The organism is Capnocytophaga canimorsus, assembly GCF_002302565.1.
Lineage (GTDB): Bacteria > Bacteroidota > Bacteroidia > Flavobacteriales > Flavobacteriaceae > Capnocytophaga > Capnocytophaga canimorsus.
On record NZ_CP022382.1, the window covers coordinates 1807009 to 1826321 of the forward strand.

The 19313-nt window shown below is 37.0% G+C and carries 13 protein-coding genes; 4 read left to right on the forward strand and 9 right to left on the reverse strand.

Annotation, left to right across the window (positions count from 1 at the left end):
- The first annotated feature begins 116 nt into the window (after positions 1–116).
- The 4 genes from CGC47_RS08025 (at position 117) to accC (ending at position 4270) form a co-directional block, all read left to right on the forward strand.
- Positions 117–1223, forward strand: coding sequence for an ISAs1 family transposase (locus CGC47_RS08025; protein WP_095900215.1), 1107 nt, complete (start codon positions 117–119; stop codon positions 1221–1223).
- Positions 1224–1320: 97 nt separating this feature from the next.
- Positions 1321–2310, forward strand: coding sequence for a beta-ketoacyl-ACP synthase III (locus tag CGC47_RS08030; protein WP_095900216.1), 990 nt, complete (start codon positions 1321–1323; stop codon positions 2308–2310).
- A gap of 42 nt (positions 2311–2352) precedes the next feature.
- Positions 2353–2847, forward strand: coding sequence for an acetyl-CoA carboxylase biotin carboxyl carrier protein (gene accB / locus CGC47_RS08035; protein ID WP_042000050.1), 495 nt, complete (start codon positions 2353–2355; stop codon positions 2845–2847).
- A gap of 73 nt (positions 2848–2920) precedes the next feature.
- Positions 2921–4270 (forward strand): acetyl-CoA carboxylase biotin carboxylase subunit, encoded by a 1350-nt coding sequence (gene accC, locus CGC47_RS08040; RefSeq protein ID WP_013996335.1) that lies wholly within the window; start codon positions 2921–2923, stop codon positions 4268–4270.
- Between the two features lie 74 nt (positions 4271–4344).
- Here accC and rsgA read toward each other — a convergent pair whose 3' ends face one another.
- The 9 genes from rsgA to CGC47_RS08085 form a co-directional block, all read right to left on the reverse strand.
- A complete protein-coding gene (rsgA, locus tag CGC47_RS08045; RefSeq protein WP_042000052.1) occupies positions 4345–5286 on the reverse strand; it encodes a ribosome small subunit-dependent GTPase A in 942 nt (313 codons plus the stop codon).
- A gap of 17 nt (positions 5287–5303) precedes the next feature.
- The gene (locus tag CGC47_RS08050; protein WP_042000055.1) at positions 5304–6128 is read right to left on the reverse strand and encodes a thymidylate synthase; all 825 of its coding nucleotides are present in this window, start codon (positions 6126–6128) and stop codon (positions 5304–5306) included.
- A 119-nt stretch (positions 6129–6247) separates the two neighbouring features.
- Positions 6248–7981, reverse strand: coding sequence for a NupC/NupG family nucleoside CNT transporter (locus CGC47_RS08055; protein WP_042000094.1), 1734 nt, complete (start codon positions 7979–7981; stop codon positions 6248–6250).
- A gap of 22 nt (positions 7982–8003) precedes the next feature.
- Positions 8004–8588, reverse strand: coding sequence for a bifunctional nuclease family protein (locus CGC47_RS08060; protein WP_042000057.1), 585 nt, complete (start codon positions 8586–8588; stop codon positions 8004–8006).
- A 169-nt stretch (positions 8589–8757) separates the two neighbouring features.
- Positions 8758–10878, reverse strand: a complete 2121-nt coding sequence (locus CGC47_RS08065; protein WP_042000060.1) for a peptidylprolyl isomerase — start codon at positions 10876–10878, stop codon at positions 8758–8760.
- Between the two features lie 171 nt (positions 10879–11049).
- Positions 11050–11976 (reverse strand): PfkB family carbohydrate kinase, encoded by a 927-nt coding sequence (locus CGC47_RS08070; RefSeq protein WP_042000063.1) that lies wholly within the window; start codon positions 11974–11976, stop codon positions 11050–11052.
- A gap of 24 nt (positions 11977–12000) precedes the next feature.
- The gene (locus CGC47_RS08075; protein WP_052456119.1) at positions 12001–12363 is read right to left on the reverse strand and encodes a heavy-metal-associated domain-containing protein; all 363 of its coding nucleotides are present in this window, start codon (positions 12361–12363) and stop codon (positions 12001–12003) included.
- 133 nt (positions 12364–12496) lie between these two features.
- A complete protein-coding gene (locus CGC47_RS08080) occupies positions 12497–15943 on the reverse strand; it encodes a reprolysin-like metallopeptidase (protein WP_095900217.1) in 3447 nt (1148 codons plus the stop codon).
- 92 nt (positions 15944–16035) lie between these two features.
- Positions 16036–19230, reverse strand: coding sequence for a reprolysin-like metallopeptidase (locus tag CGC47_RS08085; protein ID WP_095900218.1), 3195 nt, complete (start codon positions 19228–19230; stop codon positions 16036–16038).
- Between the last annotated feature and the right edge of the window lie 83 nt (positions 19231–19313).

The following is a 19313-nucleotide window of genomic DNA, read 5'->3' on the forward strand; positions in this document are numbered from 1 at the left end:
TTTATAAAACAAAATATCTCCTAGAAAAAAGTTATTCCTAAAAAAACACTCGAGTGAATATGCCACACGTAAAAAAAAACTAGGTCAAACGCACGAAATTTAATATTTTTGTTTTTATGGATTTAGTGAGTTATTTTTCTGACATTGAGGATTTTCGTATGGTGAACAAATGCAATCATCTTCTTTCTGACATACTTCTCATTGGGATTTTCACCTATTTGAGCAACGGCGAAGACTACGAAGATATGGTATTATTTGCTGAAAATCACCCTGATTTTGTGCGTGAATATTGTAAGCTTCCCAACGGAGTACCCTCCCACGATACCTTTAATCGAGTTTTTAGTTCACTGGATACTAGCGTTTTAAACAAATGCTTAATGGATTGTGGTAAAGCCATTTTGGACACACTTGGCGAAAAACAAATCTGTATTGATGGAAAGAAAATTAAAGGTGTAAATCCTAGAAGTCGTGGAAATACAGGGCTTTACATTGTAAATGCTTGGGTGAGCGAAAACGAACTTTGCATCGGACAGAAAAAAGTAGCAGATAAATCCAATGAAATAACGGCTATTCCTGAAATCATCAATAGTTTAGATATTGAAAATGCGGTAGTTAGCATTGATGCGATGGGCTGTCAGAAAGAAATAGCATCTTTAATTATGGCGAAAAAAGGGCATTATTTACTGTCCTTAAAATCGAATCAATCAGAATTATTTGAGGATGTAGTCTGCAGATTTAAAGCTAGGTCAAGTGATTGTTTTTCAGAAGAATGGGAGTATTCTTCGTCTCGATTTGAAACTCGTAAATGCCGTATTTTACAGGCGAAAGATGTGTTGCTTGACGAAAATTTATCGGTTTGGGCGGGGTTGAAAACCCTGATTCAAATTGAATCTGAAAGGCGTTTAGGTGCTGATATTCAGAAAGAAACGAGATATTATATCAGCAGTGAAGAGGGCTTATCGGCGGATTATTTCAATGAATTAGTTCGTGGGCATTGGGGAATTGAGAATAAACTGCATTGGCATTTGGATGTAACATTTCGGGAGGATTCGTGCCGAGCCAGAACAGGATTTTCGGCTGAAAACCTATCTGCTCTGCGAAAATTAGCCTTACAAATGATTAAAAATCAAAAAGATAAATTAAGATTAAAGAAACGAAGACTCAAAGCTGCCTACAATACAGATTACTTAAAAGATATTATCCAAAATTTTTCATGCGTTTGACCTAAAAAAAAACTTGAATTTGTTATTTTTGCACATTTATTACGTATATTTGCAGATATTTGTTTACAAATATTGACTTTGACATAATCATATAAAGATGACGAAAATAACTGCCGCTATTACAGCAATTGGAGGATACGTCCCTGATTTTGTGCTTACAAACGCAATGCTAGAAGAAATGGTCGAAACCAACGATGAGTGGATTGTAACGCGTACAGGCATCAAAGAAAGACGTATTTTGAAAGAAGAAGGTAAGGGCTCTTCTTTTTTGGGAATTAAGGCTGCACAAAATTTAATCGAAAAAAAAGGATTAGACCCCAAAGAAATTGATCTTTTGATTTTTGCAACAGCCACCCCCGATATGCCCGTTGCCCTCACTGGACCTTATGTAGCCTCACAAATCGGAGCTACCAATGCTTTTGCTTTTGACCTACAAGCGGCTTGTTCTAGCTTTTTATACGGAGTTTCAGTCGCTGCAAAATACATTGAATCGGGACGTTATAAAAAGGTGTTATTAGTAGGTGCCGACAAAATGTCTTCCATTGTTGATTATACCGATAGAGCTACTTGTATTCTTTTTGGAGATGGGGGGGGTGCTGCGCTATTTGAGCCTAACTACGAAGGATTAGGGGTGCAAGACGAAATTTTGAAAAGCGACGGCATTGGGCGTAATCACTTATACGTACAAGCTGGAGGCTCTGTCCTACCAATGACTGAAGAACTACTAAAACAAGGTAAACAATACGTTTTCCAAGACGGAAAAACCGTTTTTAAATACGCTGTTTCAGGAATGGCTGATGTAGCTGCCGACATAATGAAACAAAACCATCTAACCAAAGAAGAGGTACAATGGCTAGTACCTCACCAAGCCAACAAACGCATTATTGATGCCACAGGGCATCGGATGGGTCTCTCAGAAGACAAAGTGATGATCAACATCCAAAAATACGGGAACACCACTTCGGCTACCATACCGTTGGCGTTAGTAGATTACGAAAAACAACTCAAAAAAGGAGATAACATCATTTTAGCCGCCTTTGGAGGAGGATTTACTTGGGGTGCCATCTATTTAAAATGGGCTTACTAACCGATTTCTTTATATTAACGAAAATCTAAAAACACGCAATTTATGGATTTAAAAGACATTCAAAACCTAATTAAATTCGTTGCCAAATCAGGAGCAAGCGAAGTAAAACTTGAAATGGAGGATATCAAAATCACCATAAAAACCAATTCAGAGGAAGGAAATAAAGAACAAGTATATGTACAGCAATTGCCTATAGCTCAGCCTATGGCTCAAATTCCTGTTCAACAGCCTGTTCAACTCCCAACAACTGCCCCTGAAACTCAAAGTACAAATCAAGGTAATACTGATGATTCAAAATATGTTACCATCAAATCACCAATGATTGGTACTTTTTACAGAAGACCAGCGCCAGACAAACCTCTGTTTGTTGAAGTTGGTTCAACCATTGCAAAGGGCGATGTGCTTTGTATTGTTGAAGCAATGAAACTCTTCAACGAAATCGAGTCGGAAGTATCGGGTAAAATCGTGAAAATTTTGGTAGATGATTCATCGCCCGTAGAGTTTGATCAACCTCTTTTCTTGGTAGATCCTTCTTAGTGTAAAACTTTGATTGTAAAATCTATATGCACCTCTTTTTAGAAGATTGTGCCTTTAATTACATATTAGCATTATGTTTAAAAAAATACTCATAGCTAACCGCGGAGAAATCGCCTTGCGAATTATCCGTACTTGTCGGGAAATGGGCATCAAATCGGTTGCGGTGTACTCCACCGCTGATGCAGATAGCTTACACGTTCGTTTTGCTGATGAAGCCGTTTGTATCGGTCCACCACCTAGTAAAGATTCTTATCTAAAAATTCCGAATATCATTGCTGCTGCTGAAATTACCAACGCCGATGCCATTCACCCTGGATACGGATTTTTAGCAGAAAATGCGAAATTCTCTAAAATTTGTGCGGAACACGGCATCAAATTCATTGGGGCTTCTCCTGAAATGATTGAAAAAATGGGAGATAAAGCTACGGCAAAAGCCACAATGAAAGCTGCCGGAGTACCTACTGTTCCAGGTTCGGACGGACTTTTAGAATCTGTAGAACACGCCAAAAAAGTAGCCAAAGAAATGGGTTACCCTGTAATGCTTAAAGCTACTGCTGGAGGTGGAGGAAAAGGAATGCGTGCCGTTTGGAAAGAAGAAGACCTACAAAAGGCCTTTGAAAGTGCTCAACAAGAAGCTGGTGCTGCTTTCGGAAACGATGGTATGTATATGGAAAAACTCATTGAAGAACCTCGACATATTGAAATTCAAGTAGTTGGAGATCAATATGGAAAAGCTTGTCACCTTTCTGAAAGAGATTGCTCGGTACAACGTCGTCATCAAAAACTAACTGAAGAGACACCTTCACCTTTTATGACTGATGAGTTACGCCAAAAAATGGGGGCTGCCGCAGTAAAAGCCGCAGAATTTATCAAATACGAAGGCGCAGGAACTGTAGAGTTTTTGGTGGATAAACATCGTAATTTCTACTTTATGGAGATGAATACCCGTATTCAGGTAGAGCACCCAATCACTGAGCAAGTTATTGATTATGACCTTATTCGTGAGCAAATTTTGGTAGCTGCTGGAGTGCCAATTTCGGGGAAAAATTATCTGCCTAAACTACACTCCATCGAATGCCGTATCAATGCCGAAGATCCTTACAACGATTTTCGTCCTTCCCCTGGCAAAATTACTACATTACACGCCCCTGGAGGACACGGAGTACGCTTGGATACACACGTTTACAGCGGATATACCATTCCTCCGAACTACGATTCAATGATTGCCAAGCTCATCACAACAGCACAAACACGCGAAGAAGCTATCGCTAAAATGAAACGTGCTTTGGACGAGTTTGTGGTAGAGGGAGTAAAAACCACCATTCCTTTCCATTTACAATTGATGGATGACCCCGACTACCTGTCAGGAAACTATACCACCAAGTTTATGGAAACTTTCAAAATGAAACCTAAGGAAGAATAATATTCCATAGTTATAACACAAAAACAGCACGAAAAGTAATTTTCGTGCTGTTTTTATTTTTTCAGTGCGTCCAACTATTGTCCATAAATATCAGTTCGGTAGTTATCGTCTTCACCTTGAAGAATTTGCAAATAGCTTTTGTAACGACTCCACGCAATTTTATCTTCTTCCAAAGCTTGTTTTATAGCACATTGCGGCTCATCAATATGTAAGCAATTATTGTATTTACACTCGTGTTTTAGAGCGAAAAATTCAGGGAAATAATCACCAATTTCCTCTTTTTCCATATCTACCACCCCAAAACCTTTAATACCAGGAGTATCAATAATTCTTGCTCCAAAATCAAGATCAAACATCTCTGCAAAAGTAGTAGTATGTTGCCCCTGCTGGTGTTGTTGAGAAATTGTTGCGGTTTTCAAATTTAGCTGTGGTGCAATAGCATTGATTAGTGTTGATTTTCCTACCCCTGAATGCCCTGAAATCATTGATGTTTTATTATGCATCAATGCCTTTACTTTATCAATATTTTTATTTTCAGTTGCCGAAATACCTATACACTGATATCCTATGGAACGATATAGCCCTGCCAAATAACGAATTTCATCAAGCTCTTCTTGGTTATAGGTGTCTATTTTATTGAAAAGCAACACTACGGGAATATCATAGGCTTGAGCCGTTACCAAAAAACGGTCAATAAAAGTGGTAAAAGTAGGCGGATTGTTTAGGGTAACAATCAAAAAAGCATAGTCAATATTAGCAGCAATAATATGGGTTTGTTTGGAAAGATTTACAGATTTTCGAATGATATAGTTACTTCGCGGGTGGATTTCGGTTATCACTCCATTGCCCGAGTCTTCCAACTCAAAATCAACAACATCACCCACAGCTACCGGATTGGTATTTCTAATACCACGAATACGAAACTTCCCTTTGATACGACATTGATAAAAAACGCCTTGTTTCCTATCTTTTATGGTGTACCAACTTCCTGTTGATTTGTAAACAATTCCTTCCATATCCAGCTTTTGTTTGTTTAAACGGAAACTTGCCCTTTTATAGCGGGATAAGGGTCGTATCCTTCCAAAGTAAAATCATCAAAAGTAAAATCAAAAATATCTTTCACCTGAGGATTGATTTTCATAATGGGTAATGCACGAGGCGTACGCGAGAGTTGTAATTGCACCTGTTCTAAGTGATTGGTATAAATATGTACATCGCCAAAAGTATGTACAAAATCACCGTATTGATAACCACAAACTTGAGCTATCATCATCGTTAACAAGGCATAAGAGGCAATATTAAAAGGCACACCCAAAAAAACATCAGCACTGCGCTGATATAATTGACAAGAAAGCTTACCATCGGCCACATAAAACTGGAAAAAAGCGTGACAAGGAGGCAAAGCGGCTTTTCCTTCAGCTACATTTTCAGCAAAAGAGCAAGAAGAATCGGGTAAAACTGACGGATTCCAAGCTGAAACGAGCATTCTTCGGCTTTCAGGATTTTTTTTAAGCGTTTGAATGGTTTGCTTAATCTGGTCAATGCCTTCATTGTTCCAATTTCGCCATTGATGTCCATAAATTGGTCCCAAATCTCCTTTTTCATCTGCCCATTCGTTCCAGATACGCACTCCGTTTTGGGTCAGATAATCAATATTGGTATCTCCTTTCAAAAACCACAAAAGTTCGTGAATGATTGACTTTAAATGCACCTTTTTAGTGGTTACCAAAGGGAAACCTTCCGAAAGGTCAAAACGCATTTGATAGCCAAAGGTACTGATAGTTCCTGTGCCTGTTCGGTCTTCTTTCTGGTAACCTTTATCTAAAATATGTTGTAGTAAATCTAAATATACTTTCATAGCTGTTTAAAAAAATGGTTCGTAGTTATTGATTTAAAGGATTTTAGGGTTTGTTAAGAAATCCCTTTTAGGCTTTTTGTTTTTTAATCTTTTAATTTTTAAATCTTTCAATCTAATTTTTATCCAATAATCATTCCAGCGATGGTGGCTGAAAGCAATGAAGCTAACGAACCGCCCAAAACGGCTTTCATACCGAATTGCGAAAGATTTTTTCGCTGACCCGGAGCCAAAGAGCCAATTCCGCCAATTTGAATACCTATGGAAGCAAAATTAGCAAAACCACAAAGCATATACGTAGCCATAATCACTGATTTTTCATACGTAAAATGCACCCCACTTGCTACGTTTTTAAGTTCAGCTAATTGGATATACCCAACAAACTCCGAAGCTGCCAATTTTATACCTAACAATTGCCCCATCAGCATCATATCTTGCTGGGCAACACCTATAATCCACATTAAGGGCGAGAAAATGAGTCCTAGTATGGTTTCCAACGAAAATTTATCATAAGGCGTAACGGCAGCGATCCATTGGTTAAAAGTTTTTACTTGAAGATGACTCACATCAGAAACAAACCAACTTGCCATACCATTGGTAGCAGGAATAATATCACCAAGCCATCCCAAAAAATAGTTAATCATAGCAATAAAAGCCACAAAAACCAAAAGCATCGCCGCTACATTGGCAGCCAATTTAAGTCCTTCGGTAGTTCCGTTAGCAATGGCATCCAGAATATTAGCTCCTACATTATCCGAAGATACTTTTGACTCAGTAGAAATGGCTTGTTCCTGCGGATACAGCATTTTTGAAACCACAATAGCTCCTGGAGCAGCCATTACTGAAGCGGCTAATAAGTGTTTGGCAAAAACCAAACGAAGTGCCTCATCATTTCCTCCCAAAAAGCCAATGTAAGCTGCCAATACCCCTCCAGCAACCGTTGCCATTCCTCCAATCATCACTAATAAGATTTCGGAGCGTGTCATTTTTTCCAAATAGGCTTTAATCATTAGGGGTGCTTCAGTCTGTCCTAAAAATATATTTCCAGCCACCGAAAGACTTTCTGCCCCCGAAATGCCTAAAATTTTAGTAAGTACCCAAGCCAAACCTCTTACAATCACTTGAATAACCCCTAAGTAGAATAAAACAGAAGTTAATGCGGAAAAGAAAACAATGGTAGGCAAAACTTGGAAAACGAAAATAAATCCGTATGAGTCGGAGTCCATCAATCCACCTAACAAAAATTCGCTTCCTGCCTTAGTAAAATCCAAAATCAAAACAAATACACTTCCCACTTGCTCAAAAACATACTGAACCTGAGGCACTTTAAGTACTCCTATAGCAAGAAGCAATTGCACGGAAAGCCCTATAATGACGGTTTTCCAATTGATTTTTCGGCGATTATTACTAAAAAGATAAGCGATACAAAGCAGTACAAACATACCTAAAGCTCCTCGCCAAAGAGAAGTTACTGAAAATCCTTGATTGGGAATGATTTTAGCAGAATCTTCGACCGCCAAGGGTACGTTTGTTTTTTCTGTTTTAAAGTGATACAACTTCCCTCTTTTGGAAAGAACCAAAGTAGAATCGGTGACTTGTATGATACGAAAATCGCCTATTCCATTAAAACCTTCATTTTCGGGAAACAACAATAAAAAATCATTTCTGACCTCGTATTTTCCTTCTAACTTTTTAAACAATTCATCACTGTTATTCTCAAGACAAAATCGATTAGCTTTGATTTCTAACAAAAGGGTGTCGGGTTGAAAAGATTTCCAAGTTTTTTCCAATTGTTGAGAAAAGACCAAAGCGGTAAAAAGTAGAAAGAAACCAGTTAGTTTTAGTTTAATACTCATAATGTTATTGAATTTGGAGAGGTTATTCACTTCTTTTGGAAATTTCGTCACGAATTTGTGCTGCCATTTCATAGTCTTCATTTTCAACACATTCGTCAAGCATTTGTTTTAACTCCGATAACGAATGACGTTGAAATTGGCTTTTGAAAGACTGCTCTTCGCTTGTGTTCTTCTGAATACGAGCCTCTTGCTGTAAGGAAATATAAATACCTGCTTTCTCTAAAATATCTGGAAAAGTGTAAATGGGCGCCTCAAAGCGAAGTGCCAAAGCCACCGCATCGCTGGTACGCGAATTAAAAACATACTCTGTACCTTGATAATCACAATATAAATTGGAGTGGAAAACACCATCATTAAGCTTGTTAATGACTACTTTAAGGATATTTATTTGGAAAGTATCAGCAAAGGTTTTGAACAAATCGTGAGTGGAGGGGCGCAAGGGAATATTTTTCTTTTCGAGTTCATAGGCTATCGATTGCGCCTCCGATTCTGCAATAACAATCGGTAAATTAATGTCGGACTCCGATTCCTGCAAAATCAGTACATAAGCCTTTTTTTGCAACGGACTACGTGTAATTCCTTTAACATACAGCCTAATTAAATTCATAATAAAATACGCATATTAGCATTGAGAGTGTAAAAATAGCAAAAAATCAGGAAAATACATACCTTAAATTTGAAGTTTTTAAAAGCAACTTCAAATTAAAAATATAAAAATTAGCCCAAAAAACTAAAAGGTTTTTTGGGCTAATTTATGATTCCTGTAAAATTCTATTTTAATAGATGCTACTTCGGTTATCTTCTATGTCTGATGCCTTAAGTAGCGCATTATACACTTCTTGAGATGCACGTCCAGTTCTTAAATTCTCAATACTTTGCGCAAAAGCTTTGTATTCGGAAAGTGCTGTTGCAGGTTGAGTGGAAGAAACTTCAACTACATACACGCCATTCTCTCCCTCAATAGGTTTTGATACTTGCCCCGATTTAAGACCAAATGCCGTTCCTACCACTTTAGGCTCTCGCCCTACCCCTATGATAATGGGGTTATTCATCGTTAGGGCATTTGCTGATTGTACTTGTGTTTTATTAGCAGAGGCAATTTCTTCCAAAGAAGCGCCTTTCATTTTTTCAGCTAATAGTTCGGCTTTTTTCTGGCGGATTAAAATTGGTTTTACAAAAGGAGCAGCCTCTTCGGTTGTACTTATCCCTTTTTCAGCTTTTTTAGTTAACTGAGCCACCACATATCCGGTAGGAGTTTGAAAACGTTTGATTTCTCCAACTTTAGTGTCTTTGGTGAAAGCCCATTGAACAATTTGACGATTATTGCCCAACCCGATAATGTATTCGTCATTAGCGTTCAAATTATCCGCACGTAAAACGCTTAATTCTGATTTAGAAGCCACTGCTCCGAAGTTTTTAACATCTTCATTAGCGTCCATCTCAAAACGAGTTACTTTGGTAAATAATTCGTTAGTTGTAGCATCGGAAGCCTCTATTTTTTGAGCTATCGTTGCCAATTTTACAGCCTCAGCTTTGTTTGTAATTTTAATCACGTGAAAACCAAAGTCTGTTTCAACCACTCCCATATATCCTATAGGATTTGAAAAGGCAAAATCTTCAAAAGGTTTTACCATCATTCCTCTTTGGAAGAAGCCTAAATCTCCACCTCGAATTGAAGCGCTTGGGTCATCAGAATTCTCTCTTGCCAATGCAGCAAAATCGGCATCCTTTACTTTGGCCTTAGCCAAAAGCTCTTCGGCTTTAGCTTTAGCTTGTTCCTTAGTTAAGGACGTATTAGGATTAGCGGCTTGACTTCCTTGATAAGCAATCAAAATATGACTTGCCTCTACTGAACCATTAGCTTGTTTATCTATCATACGAGATATTTTATAATACCCCGCGTCTTCATAAGGTCCGTAAATAGCTCCTTTAGGCAAAGCAAACAAAGTATCAGCAAAAGCCACAGGTAATTGCGATTTTCCTACAAAAAGAGAATCGTAAGGTAATTGCGAATTTTTAGCTACAAAATCTGCTATGCGATTGGTTTTAGCGAATCCGGAAATGGTGTCGTTACTTTTGGTTTGGCTATTATAAACTATGCTAGGTTGTAACAAAGCGACCAACTCGTCTTTTATGGCTTGTTTGTCTTGCTCGGAAGCCATCTCATTAACCACCACATACTGAATATTTCGATATGCCTCGCGTTCAAATTCCTTTTCGTGTTTCTTGATGTAGGCTTTAATATCTTTGTCCGATACGTTTATGGTACTATCGGCAATGCTACTATATTGCAAAGTAACATACTTAATATCAGCCTTATCATTTTCTTGATGATATGCCATTTCGGCTTCAGCTTGTGTTACTCCAAGTCCAGAACGAATTAAATTGAAATAGGTTTGTTGTTTAGCCATTTCAACAATGCCTTCCTCTTGCATTCTCCATTGCTCATACAAGGCAGGATTGCTTGATTTTAGCATAGCGATATAATTAACAAATTTTGAAGCATCAAAAACTCCAAATTCGTTTTGAAATTCTGGATTTTGAGCAATTGCTTGATTTTTAGAAAGTACCGATAAGATTTGGTCTTTTTCAACACTTAATCCTAATTTCTCAAATTGCTGATTTAAAACGATGTTACGTACGTTTTCGTCCCAAACTCGGTTTACTGCCTGCATAGTGGTCGCATTTCCGCCCACACTTCGTAATAGGTTTTCTACTTGAAAACGGAAGCTCTCCGTGGAAATCTCTTTTCCATTAACTTTTCCGATTTCGGTAGGATGATTCATACCTCCTCCTCGTGAGCTTATAACGTCAGAGATTACGAAAGCAAAAAGGGCAAGCCCAATAATTACGATAAGAAATACCGTACGATTTCTAATTTTTTCAAGAATAGCCATCTCGTATTGTTAATTTTTATTATTCAAAGGGCGAAAGTAATACTTTCTCACAAATTATAAAAGTCAAATAGCTACGGAATATTAAAAAAAATGAATTTTAACAACTACACTATGGGTGGATTAAGTCCAAAAATTGATTTTAGTAACCCATCTAACCCCCAAAAACCGTTTTTAGGTAATTTCAATTTCGAATTGGGTAAGGGCTTTAAATTGCAATAAGCGATTACATATTTCGCTTTTGGTTAAAGAAAGCATCCGTTCGGTACCAAATTTTTCTACACAAAATGAAGCCAAATTCGCTCCATAAATCACAGCATTTTTGATGTTTTCAAACGAATAATCTTCCGTTTTTGCCAAGTAGCCTACCAATCCTCCAGCAAAAGTATCTCCTGCTCCAGTGGGGTCAAACACTTCTTCTAAAGGCAATGCTGGAGCAAAAAATACGGATTCGTTATGAAAAAGTAGCGCTCCGTGTTCGCCTTTTTTGATTACCACATAATCTACCCCCATTTGCATAATTTTTTGAGCCGCCTTTACTAAGGAATACTCTTTGGAAAGTTGCCGTGCTTCTTGGTCGTTTATAGTTACGATATTCACTCTTTTAATCACTTGCATAAGTAAATCCCAAGTGTGGTTCATCCAATAATCCATCGTGTCGAGTACCACCAACTTTGGGGTTTGTGTCATTTGGCTTAACACCTCAAGCTGTACGGAAGGATGTAAATTTCCCAGCATCAATATATCGGGCTGTTGAAAATCTTCAGGGACAATCGGCTTAAAATCGAGCAATACATTAAGTTGAGTTTCCGTAGTATCACGGGTGTTCATATCGTTATGATATTTTCCGCTCCAAAAAAAAGTCTTCCCATTGGGCTTTACCTCAACGCCAGAAATGTTAATATTTCGAGATTCAAGTGTGTCTAAAAAGTCTTTCGGATAATCGTTCCCCACCACCGAAACCACCGCCGATTCGGTAGTAAATTGTGAAGCCGCAATGCTGATGTAATTGGCTGCTCCACCCATCGTTTTTTCGGTTTTTCCGAAAGGTGTTTCAATGGAATCAAAAGCTAAAGAGCCGACTATCAATAATTTACCCATAATATATTTCCTATTTTTAAACCTTTATTCGCTGGTAACTACCTTATATGATTTGCCGTCACCTACCGATTCAATAAGCTGTTTTATTCGAGTCTCATCAAGCTGAGAGGCATTATATGAAACTGTAGCTTTCTGACTTTCAAAATCTACCTCAGCTTTTTGTACTCCTTCAGATCGATTCAACTTTTTCTCTATCGAGGCAGCACACCCCATTGCACAACTCATTCCTTCAATGGTAAAAACCTTAGTGATTATATTTTCCGAAACGACTGTTGTTTTTGGAGCATCTACGGAATTATTAACAGTAATTACTTCAGGTTGTTTGTTTTGTTTACACGCAGAAAGTAAAATTAAGGCGGAAAACAATGTGATTATCTGTTTTTTCATCTGTCAAAAATTTTAGCAAAGATAATGTTTTTAATATTTTCAGAACAAAAACTATTCTCTTATCATCATAAAATAAGATGAGAGTGCCTAAAAAAGCAATCTCACCAAATTGAAGTTTAAAAATCTTAAAACGCTATCTTACAAACAAATAGCCTTGTTTTGTGTTTGATTTTCCTGTAATATTTTGATATTTGAGTATATAGAAATACGTTCCTGTGGGAAGACGTTTGCCTTTTCGGAAAACGCCTTTCACGTTGGCATATCCTCGGAAAACTTCACCATTTTTTTGGTAGTTTTTCGATTCATATACTTTCTGACCTAATTCGTTAAAAATCTCAATTTGAAGATTTTTATAATTCTCGATAGGTTCAAACTTCAAGTAATTCTCCGAACCTGACTCGGTAGAAACTCCATTGTAAACAATCATTTCTTTAGTCGGCTCCGTTTCTGTAGGTTGTTGTACTCCACCCGTAGGAGGTGTAGGTTTTGAAGATTTTTTAATGGTAACTTTCTGTTCGTGAATAACTTTATTTCCACATTCATCAGAGGCTTCCCATTTATAAATGATTACTTTGTTCCCGTTTTCTTCCTTTTCTTCTTGGCTCTTGGTCACTTGAACAGTAGAGCAATTGTCCATTGCGGTTAAATCAACTTGTATTGGAACTTTATTTTCTTCCACAGAAATATCAGTTGGTAAAGTTCCTGAAAATGTAGGAGCTTTATCATCTGTTACAGAAATAATTTGTTCAAAACTAACGGATTGATCGCAACCTGTTGCTGTATAAAGACGTTTGATAGTATACGTATTAGCACAACTTCCGTTTATTTTTGTATCAGTATGAGTGATATTTACAAAAGGACAGCCATCAGTTGCAAACTGCGAATAATCAGCACTCAGAACAGCATTGCAAGTAGCTGAAATACTTGCAGGTGGTGTTGTAATGAATTTCAAATCAATAGGAGGAGGTGGCGTTGCATCAGGGTCTATTGTTATGGTTTGTTCGTGGTATTCTTCATTTCCGTACGAATCGGTAGCCAACCAACTATAAATAACCACTTCTTTTCCTTGACCATTGGTTCTGTTATCTGTGGAAGATTTTACTTCAATTTTATTGCCACAATCGGTTGCTGTCAATTCTGCTCTTTGTGGTACTTCACTCCTACTTTTAACCACCATATCTTGCGGATAAGTTGATAGTTTAGGTTTTTCAATATCTCGAACGACTATATATTGCGTGTGAGAAATGGTTTTGGCTACCTCATCTACGGCAATCCAAACTCTTTTAATTTGAAACCCCTTTTGGTCACCAAACAATTGTTTGTTTTCCGTGAGATACACTTTTGGAGATTTTCCGCCAATAACCTGCAACTGAGGAGCTTCATTTTCTGTATAAGCATTATGACAATAAGTTATAAAATCTTTCGGAAGTGTTCCAACAAATTGTAAAGGCTGTACAGATTCTGGCAAAGGTTTTACTTCAATATATTGAACAAAACTTGTTTGATTGTTACAATTATCTGTGGCTGTCCAAATTCGGGTTGTGATGTTTCCGTTTTTTTCTTCTTTATTGACAATTGTTACAGGGTTCGAACCACAAGTAGAAGTGGCTGTTACATTCGCTTTCAGAGGAATTTCAGATTCTTGATTTACAACAACATATTTTTCAGGAAGATTATTTAAAGTAATTACCGATTTTTCAATCTCAAAACCTCCCTCACCTGTTGTTATATCATTATCCGTCAAAGCAAAAGCGATATGGTCAAGAACTTCAACCTTGATAAGTCCTAAGCCTGAATGAAATATAGGTCTTCCGTTTTGGTCTGTATAATAAACTTTTCTTCCTATGGCAATATTAGGCATTACGATTTCGCAACTTCCATCATTTTCTGTTTCTGGCACTAAGATATGCTTAAAGGTTTTCCCAAAATCATCAGAGAGTAATATACGTACTTTGGTATTTTGAAAAAGAGTTTGGTCTACGTCCCAAGTAAGGGTTACCTTTTCACCCATTTTGTATTTTTTCCCTTCAAACTTAGTAATTTTGAAAGGTTTTCCTTCTACAAATTTCACTTTAGCTTCGTGCATATCGTATCGAGTAGCGTGGTTACTTCTTTCGTTAAGGGTGTTTTTAGTATCATTTACCCCTAACCAAAAAGTATATTCTTTTCCCACTTTTAAATCATATTGTTTTCTAAGAAATCCGTTTTCTGTCACCCAATGCGTATAGTATGCTTTTGTGTTTACAGATGAAGATTTCTCGGTTACAAATTCAGCAACAGAAGATGTTTCGTCATTTTTTATATCTGCTTGATGAATGGCGTACAGAAGAGGGTCATTATCAGGGTCAGTAGCATTAATGGTGAATTGAAAAAACGTTTCCTTTGGAAGCCTATATTCTGATTCAAGTTTTGAAACATCTATTATAGGAGCTTGATTTTTAGTGTCTATCCCGAAAACAGGATTTTCTCCTTTGAGCCATTCTTTTTTGAGTATGGTTCTGGCTCGGTCTTGATAATAAGCTCCATCTCCCAAAATTCTTCTTCGAATGAAATAAATACTCGGCAAAGAAAAGAAATCACGAGGAGAGCCATAACTCATTATAGAAGTCCCGTTCTCTGGTTCAGTTTTGATGGTTGAATCTCCTCCTGTTGTAAAAGTGTGTAACGAACCAAACATATGCCCAAGTTCGTGACCGATAGTCGCATAACTTTTGATAGCCACAGCCGCTGCTTTTTTTGATGCGTCAAAAGCACCTCCAAGTACTGCTAATCCGTTGTTTTTACTTCTGGATTTGGCAATAACAATACCCACATCGTAATTGTCTGCACCTATAAGCTGATTGATTTTAAGAGTCGAATTATTAATAATATAGCGAGAGGTTTTATTATCAAAAGTCTGTTTATCACTTGTGTTAAAAATGAGTTTTTCGTCATTTACAATTTCAAACTTTATTCCTATATCTCTCATATAAATTTCATTGAGTGTAGCTTCTAGCGAACTCCAATATTTTTTAACTGCCTCTATACTTCCTTCGCTGCTGTAATAGTACCAATCCACTAATACTGCCAATCGATATACACGTAAAATTTCATCGGAATGTATGTGATATGTATTTTTTTCGGTTGCTGGTCGGGAAAAAGGTGTTTGTTGCGGGGTTTTTGGGTGGTGTACGTGGCAATTTCCGTCTGAACATAGTCCACATTTTTCGCCCTTTTCTTCGCTGAAAAGGATAATATAGCCATCATCAGAGGTTTTGATATCCCATTGAGTTTGCTTCCATTCAAAATTACCTAATATTTTTTGATCTTTTGAAATCGAAAGTGTAGCAACGAACTCGTCATTGTTGTAGCCCACAAAAGTACGGATACCTTCCTTTTCAGTAAACGAAGTGTTACGTTCTTCCCACTGCAATAAAATTTTCTCATTTTCAGATATAGGCACTGCCCATTCTATCTTATTTCCTGCTGAAAATAAGCGAATTACATCAATGGATTTTGTTGAAGTTTTAATCGTTTCTTGTGCAAAAGCCACTTGCCCAAAACTGATAAAACTAAAAATGAGATATATATAGTATTTCATCGAACAATATTTTTTTAGAATGAGATTTTTCAATTTTCTTTGAAAAAAGCAAAACTCTCTTTGTAAAAGTTTTACAAAGGGAATTTTAGTAGTTATCTTACAAACAAATAGCCTTGTTTTGTATTTGATTTTCCTGTAATGTCTTGATATTTGAGCACATAGAAATAGGTTCCTGTGGGAAGACGTTTGCCTTTTCGGAAAACTCCTTTTACGTTGGCATATCCTCGGAAAACTTCGCCATTTTTTTGATAGTTTTTCGATTCATATACTTTCTGACCTAATTCGTTAAAAATTTCAATTTGAAGATTTTTATAATTTTCGATAGGTTCAAATTTCAAGTAATTTTCAGAGCCTGACTCAGTAGAAACACCATTGTAAACAATCATTTCTTTCGTTGGTTCTATTCCTGTAGGTGGTTGTACTCCACCCATAGGAGGTGTAGGTTTTGAAGACTTTTTAATGGTAACTTTCTGTTCGTGAGTAACTTTATTTCCACATTCATCGGAAGCTTCCCATTTGTAAATGATTACTTTGTTCCCGTTTTCTTGCCTTTCTTCTTGACTCTTGGTCACTTGAATATCTTCAGAACAATTACCCGTAGCCGTTAAGTCAACTTGTGTTGGAATTTTATTTTCTTCCACAGAAATATCAGTTGGTAAAGTTCCTGAAAATGTAGGTTTTACCTCATCTTTTATCGTAATGATTTGAGTATGCGTAATGGATTTTCCGCAATCGTTAGTCGCTGTCCAAGAGCGTGTTAGTACATAATCATTTTTGCATTTTTCGTTTGATTTTGTTTCTCCGTTATAAACCGCTTTCGGATTGCAATTACCCGATACTTGCAGTATAGGAACTGACGGAATTTCTTTTTCGCAAGAAATTGTCAAATTCTTCGGTAATTCGCCCACAAAATTGATTTCTGACGGAATAACAGTAACTTTCTGTTCGTGAGCAACTTTATTTCCGCATTCATCGGAAACCTCCCATTTATAGATGATTACTTTGTTTCCGTTTTCTTGCCTTTCTTCTTGGCTTTTAACAACTTGAATATTTTCAGAGCAATTATCCGTTGCGGTTAAATCAACTTGTGTTGGAATATTGTTTTCTTTGACAGAAATATCGGTGGGCAAAGGTTCTTTGAATGCAGGTGCTTTATCATCTCTTACAAAAATAGTCTGCTCAAAATTAACGGATTGGTCACAACCCTTTGCTGTATAGACACGTTTGATAGTATATGTGTTAGCACAGCTTCCATTTATTTTTGTATCGGTATGAGTGATATTTACCAAATCACAACTACTTGTTTCAAATTGCGAATCATCCGCATTCGGAATAGCCTCACAAGAAACTGAGATTGAAGCCTCAGGAGTTTTTGTAAATGTAAGTATTTCAGGTAAAGAAGGGTCACGAGTAATTGTAAAACCTCCTACTTTAGGGTCGAAAGTGGTAAGTGCATAGGCAATTCCATCAATTTCTTCTATTTTTATAACTCCTGCTGATACATCTGGTTTTTGTCCTCCAAAAGCAATGGTATTTACCGATATATTTGGTAGTTTTACGGTATGATTTCCATCATTTTCCGTAGAAGCAACTAAGGTATATTTAAACGTTTTTCCAAAATCGTCCGAAAGCAAAATTCGAACTTTACTAGTTTTTTTATCAAAAATTTTACTATCTACACTCCAATTAAGCTGTACATCTTCCCCTCCTTTATAATTGTTTTTCATTGAAGACGTAATTTTAAAAGGCGTTCCCTCTTCAATAATTACTTGGGTTTGAGCCATATCATACTGGCTGATATAATCGCTGGTTTGCTGAGGTTGAGCATCACTCACTCCCAACCAAAAGGTAAACGTACCTACGGCATTAGGTCTGGTATTAGCCATCTCATTACGAGATTTTTCACTGTATTCTGTCTGAAATGTAACAGGGTTACTACTAGTGGCTTTTCGTGTTAAAAAACGAGCATTTGAGGCTTGACGTTCTGGACGAATATCCGTTTGATGAGCGGCATATAACAAAGGCTTATTTTCAGGGTCTTGAGCAGGAATATAAAACTGAAAAAAAGTCTCTTTCGGAATTTTATAACTTGTTTTTATTTTCGTTTTGTTAATGGTAGGAGGTTGATTTTGAATATATTTTCCGTAAGGAAAATTAGTCACTGACGGATTATTACCTACTTTTTGAGTTCGATTAGCGTCCGAAAAATAAGGTACGTTAACTAACTTTTCTCGAATCATTTGTATGCTTCGTAGCGAAAAAAAGTCACGAGGATATCCATACGACATTATGGATTGTCCTGTCGACATTTCCGTTTTATCACTGGCAGGGTCAATTTGAGGTCTGGAAGGAGAAGTAATGGAGAAAGTATGTCTTGCCCCAAACAAATGTCCTATTTCGTGCATAATAACGGGACGAGAGACCAAAGCCACCGCCGCAGCCTTTTCGGTTTTGTAGGCGTTTTCTAAATACGCAAGTCCCGCTACTTCTGTAACTTTGGCTATGTATATTCCTAAATCATAGTTTTTTTCGCCTATTTTTGAATTTATTATTTTTGTGGCATTGTTAATGATATAATCTGCATTTCTGCCAGAAATTTCATCTCTTTGGGTCGAAATTAGTTTTTCTTCCTTTACAACTTCAAATCGGATGCCTAAATCACGCGTATACACCTCATTGAGTTCCATTTCTTTGGTTGCCCAAAATTTTTTAACTTCTTCCACCTTGCTACTGAAACCAATGATACTTGTATCCGAAAAATATTCATAACTGATTGCCATCGCTAATCGATAGACTCTAAGCACGTTAGTATTTGGAATAGAAGGTGTTGAAGTATCGGAATCTGACAGAAGCACGGGACGTTTGGTGGAAGGTTCATTGGTGTGACAATGTCCGTTGGCACACGTACCGCATTTGTGATTGGAACTTTCGGTGTACAAGATTAGAAAACCATCTTCCGACGTTTTTAAAACGATTTCTTTTTCTTTCCAACGAATATTTCCCGAAATGGTGCCATCCAAAATGGAAATAACCGCTACTAAATTTTTATCGTGATACCCCACAAACGAACGAATGCCCTCACTTTGAGTAAATGAAGTATGTCGTTCTTCCCACTGTAATAAAATTTTCTCATTTTTAGATATAGGCACTGCCCATTCAATCTTATTTCCTGCTGAAAATAAACGAATTACATCAATGGCTTTTGTTGAAGTTTTAATCATTTCTTGTGCAAAAACCACTTGACCAAAACTGATAAAACTGAAAATGAGATAGATATAGTGTTTCATCAAATAATATTTTTTAGAATGAGATTTTTCAATTTTCTTTGAAAACTAAAACTCCCTTTGTAAAAGTTTTACAAAGGGAATTT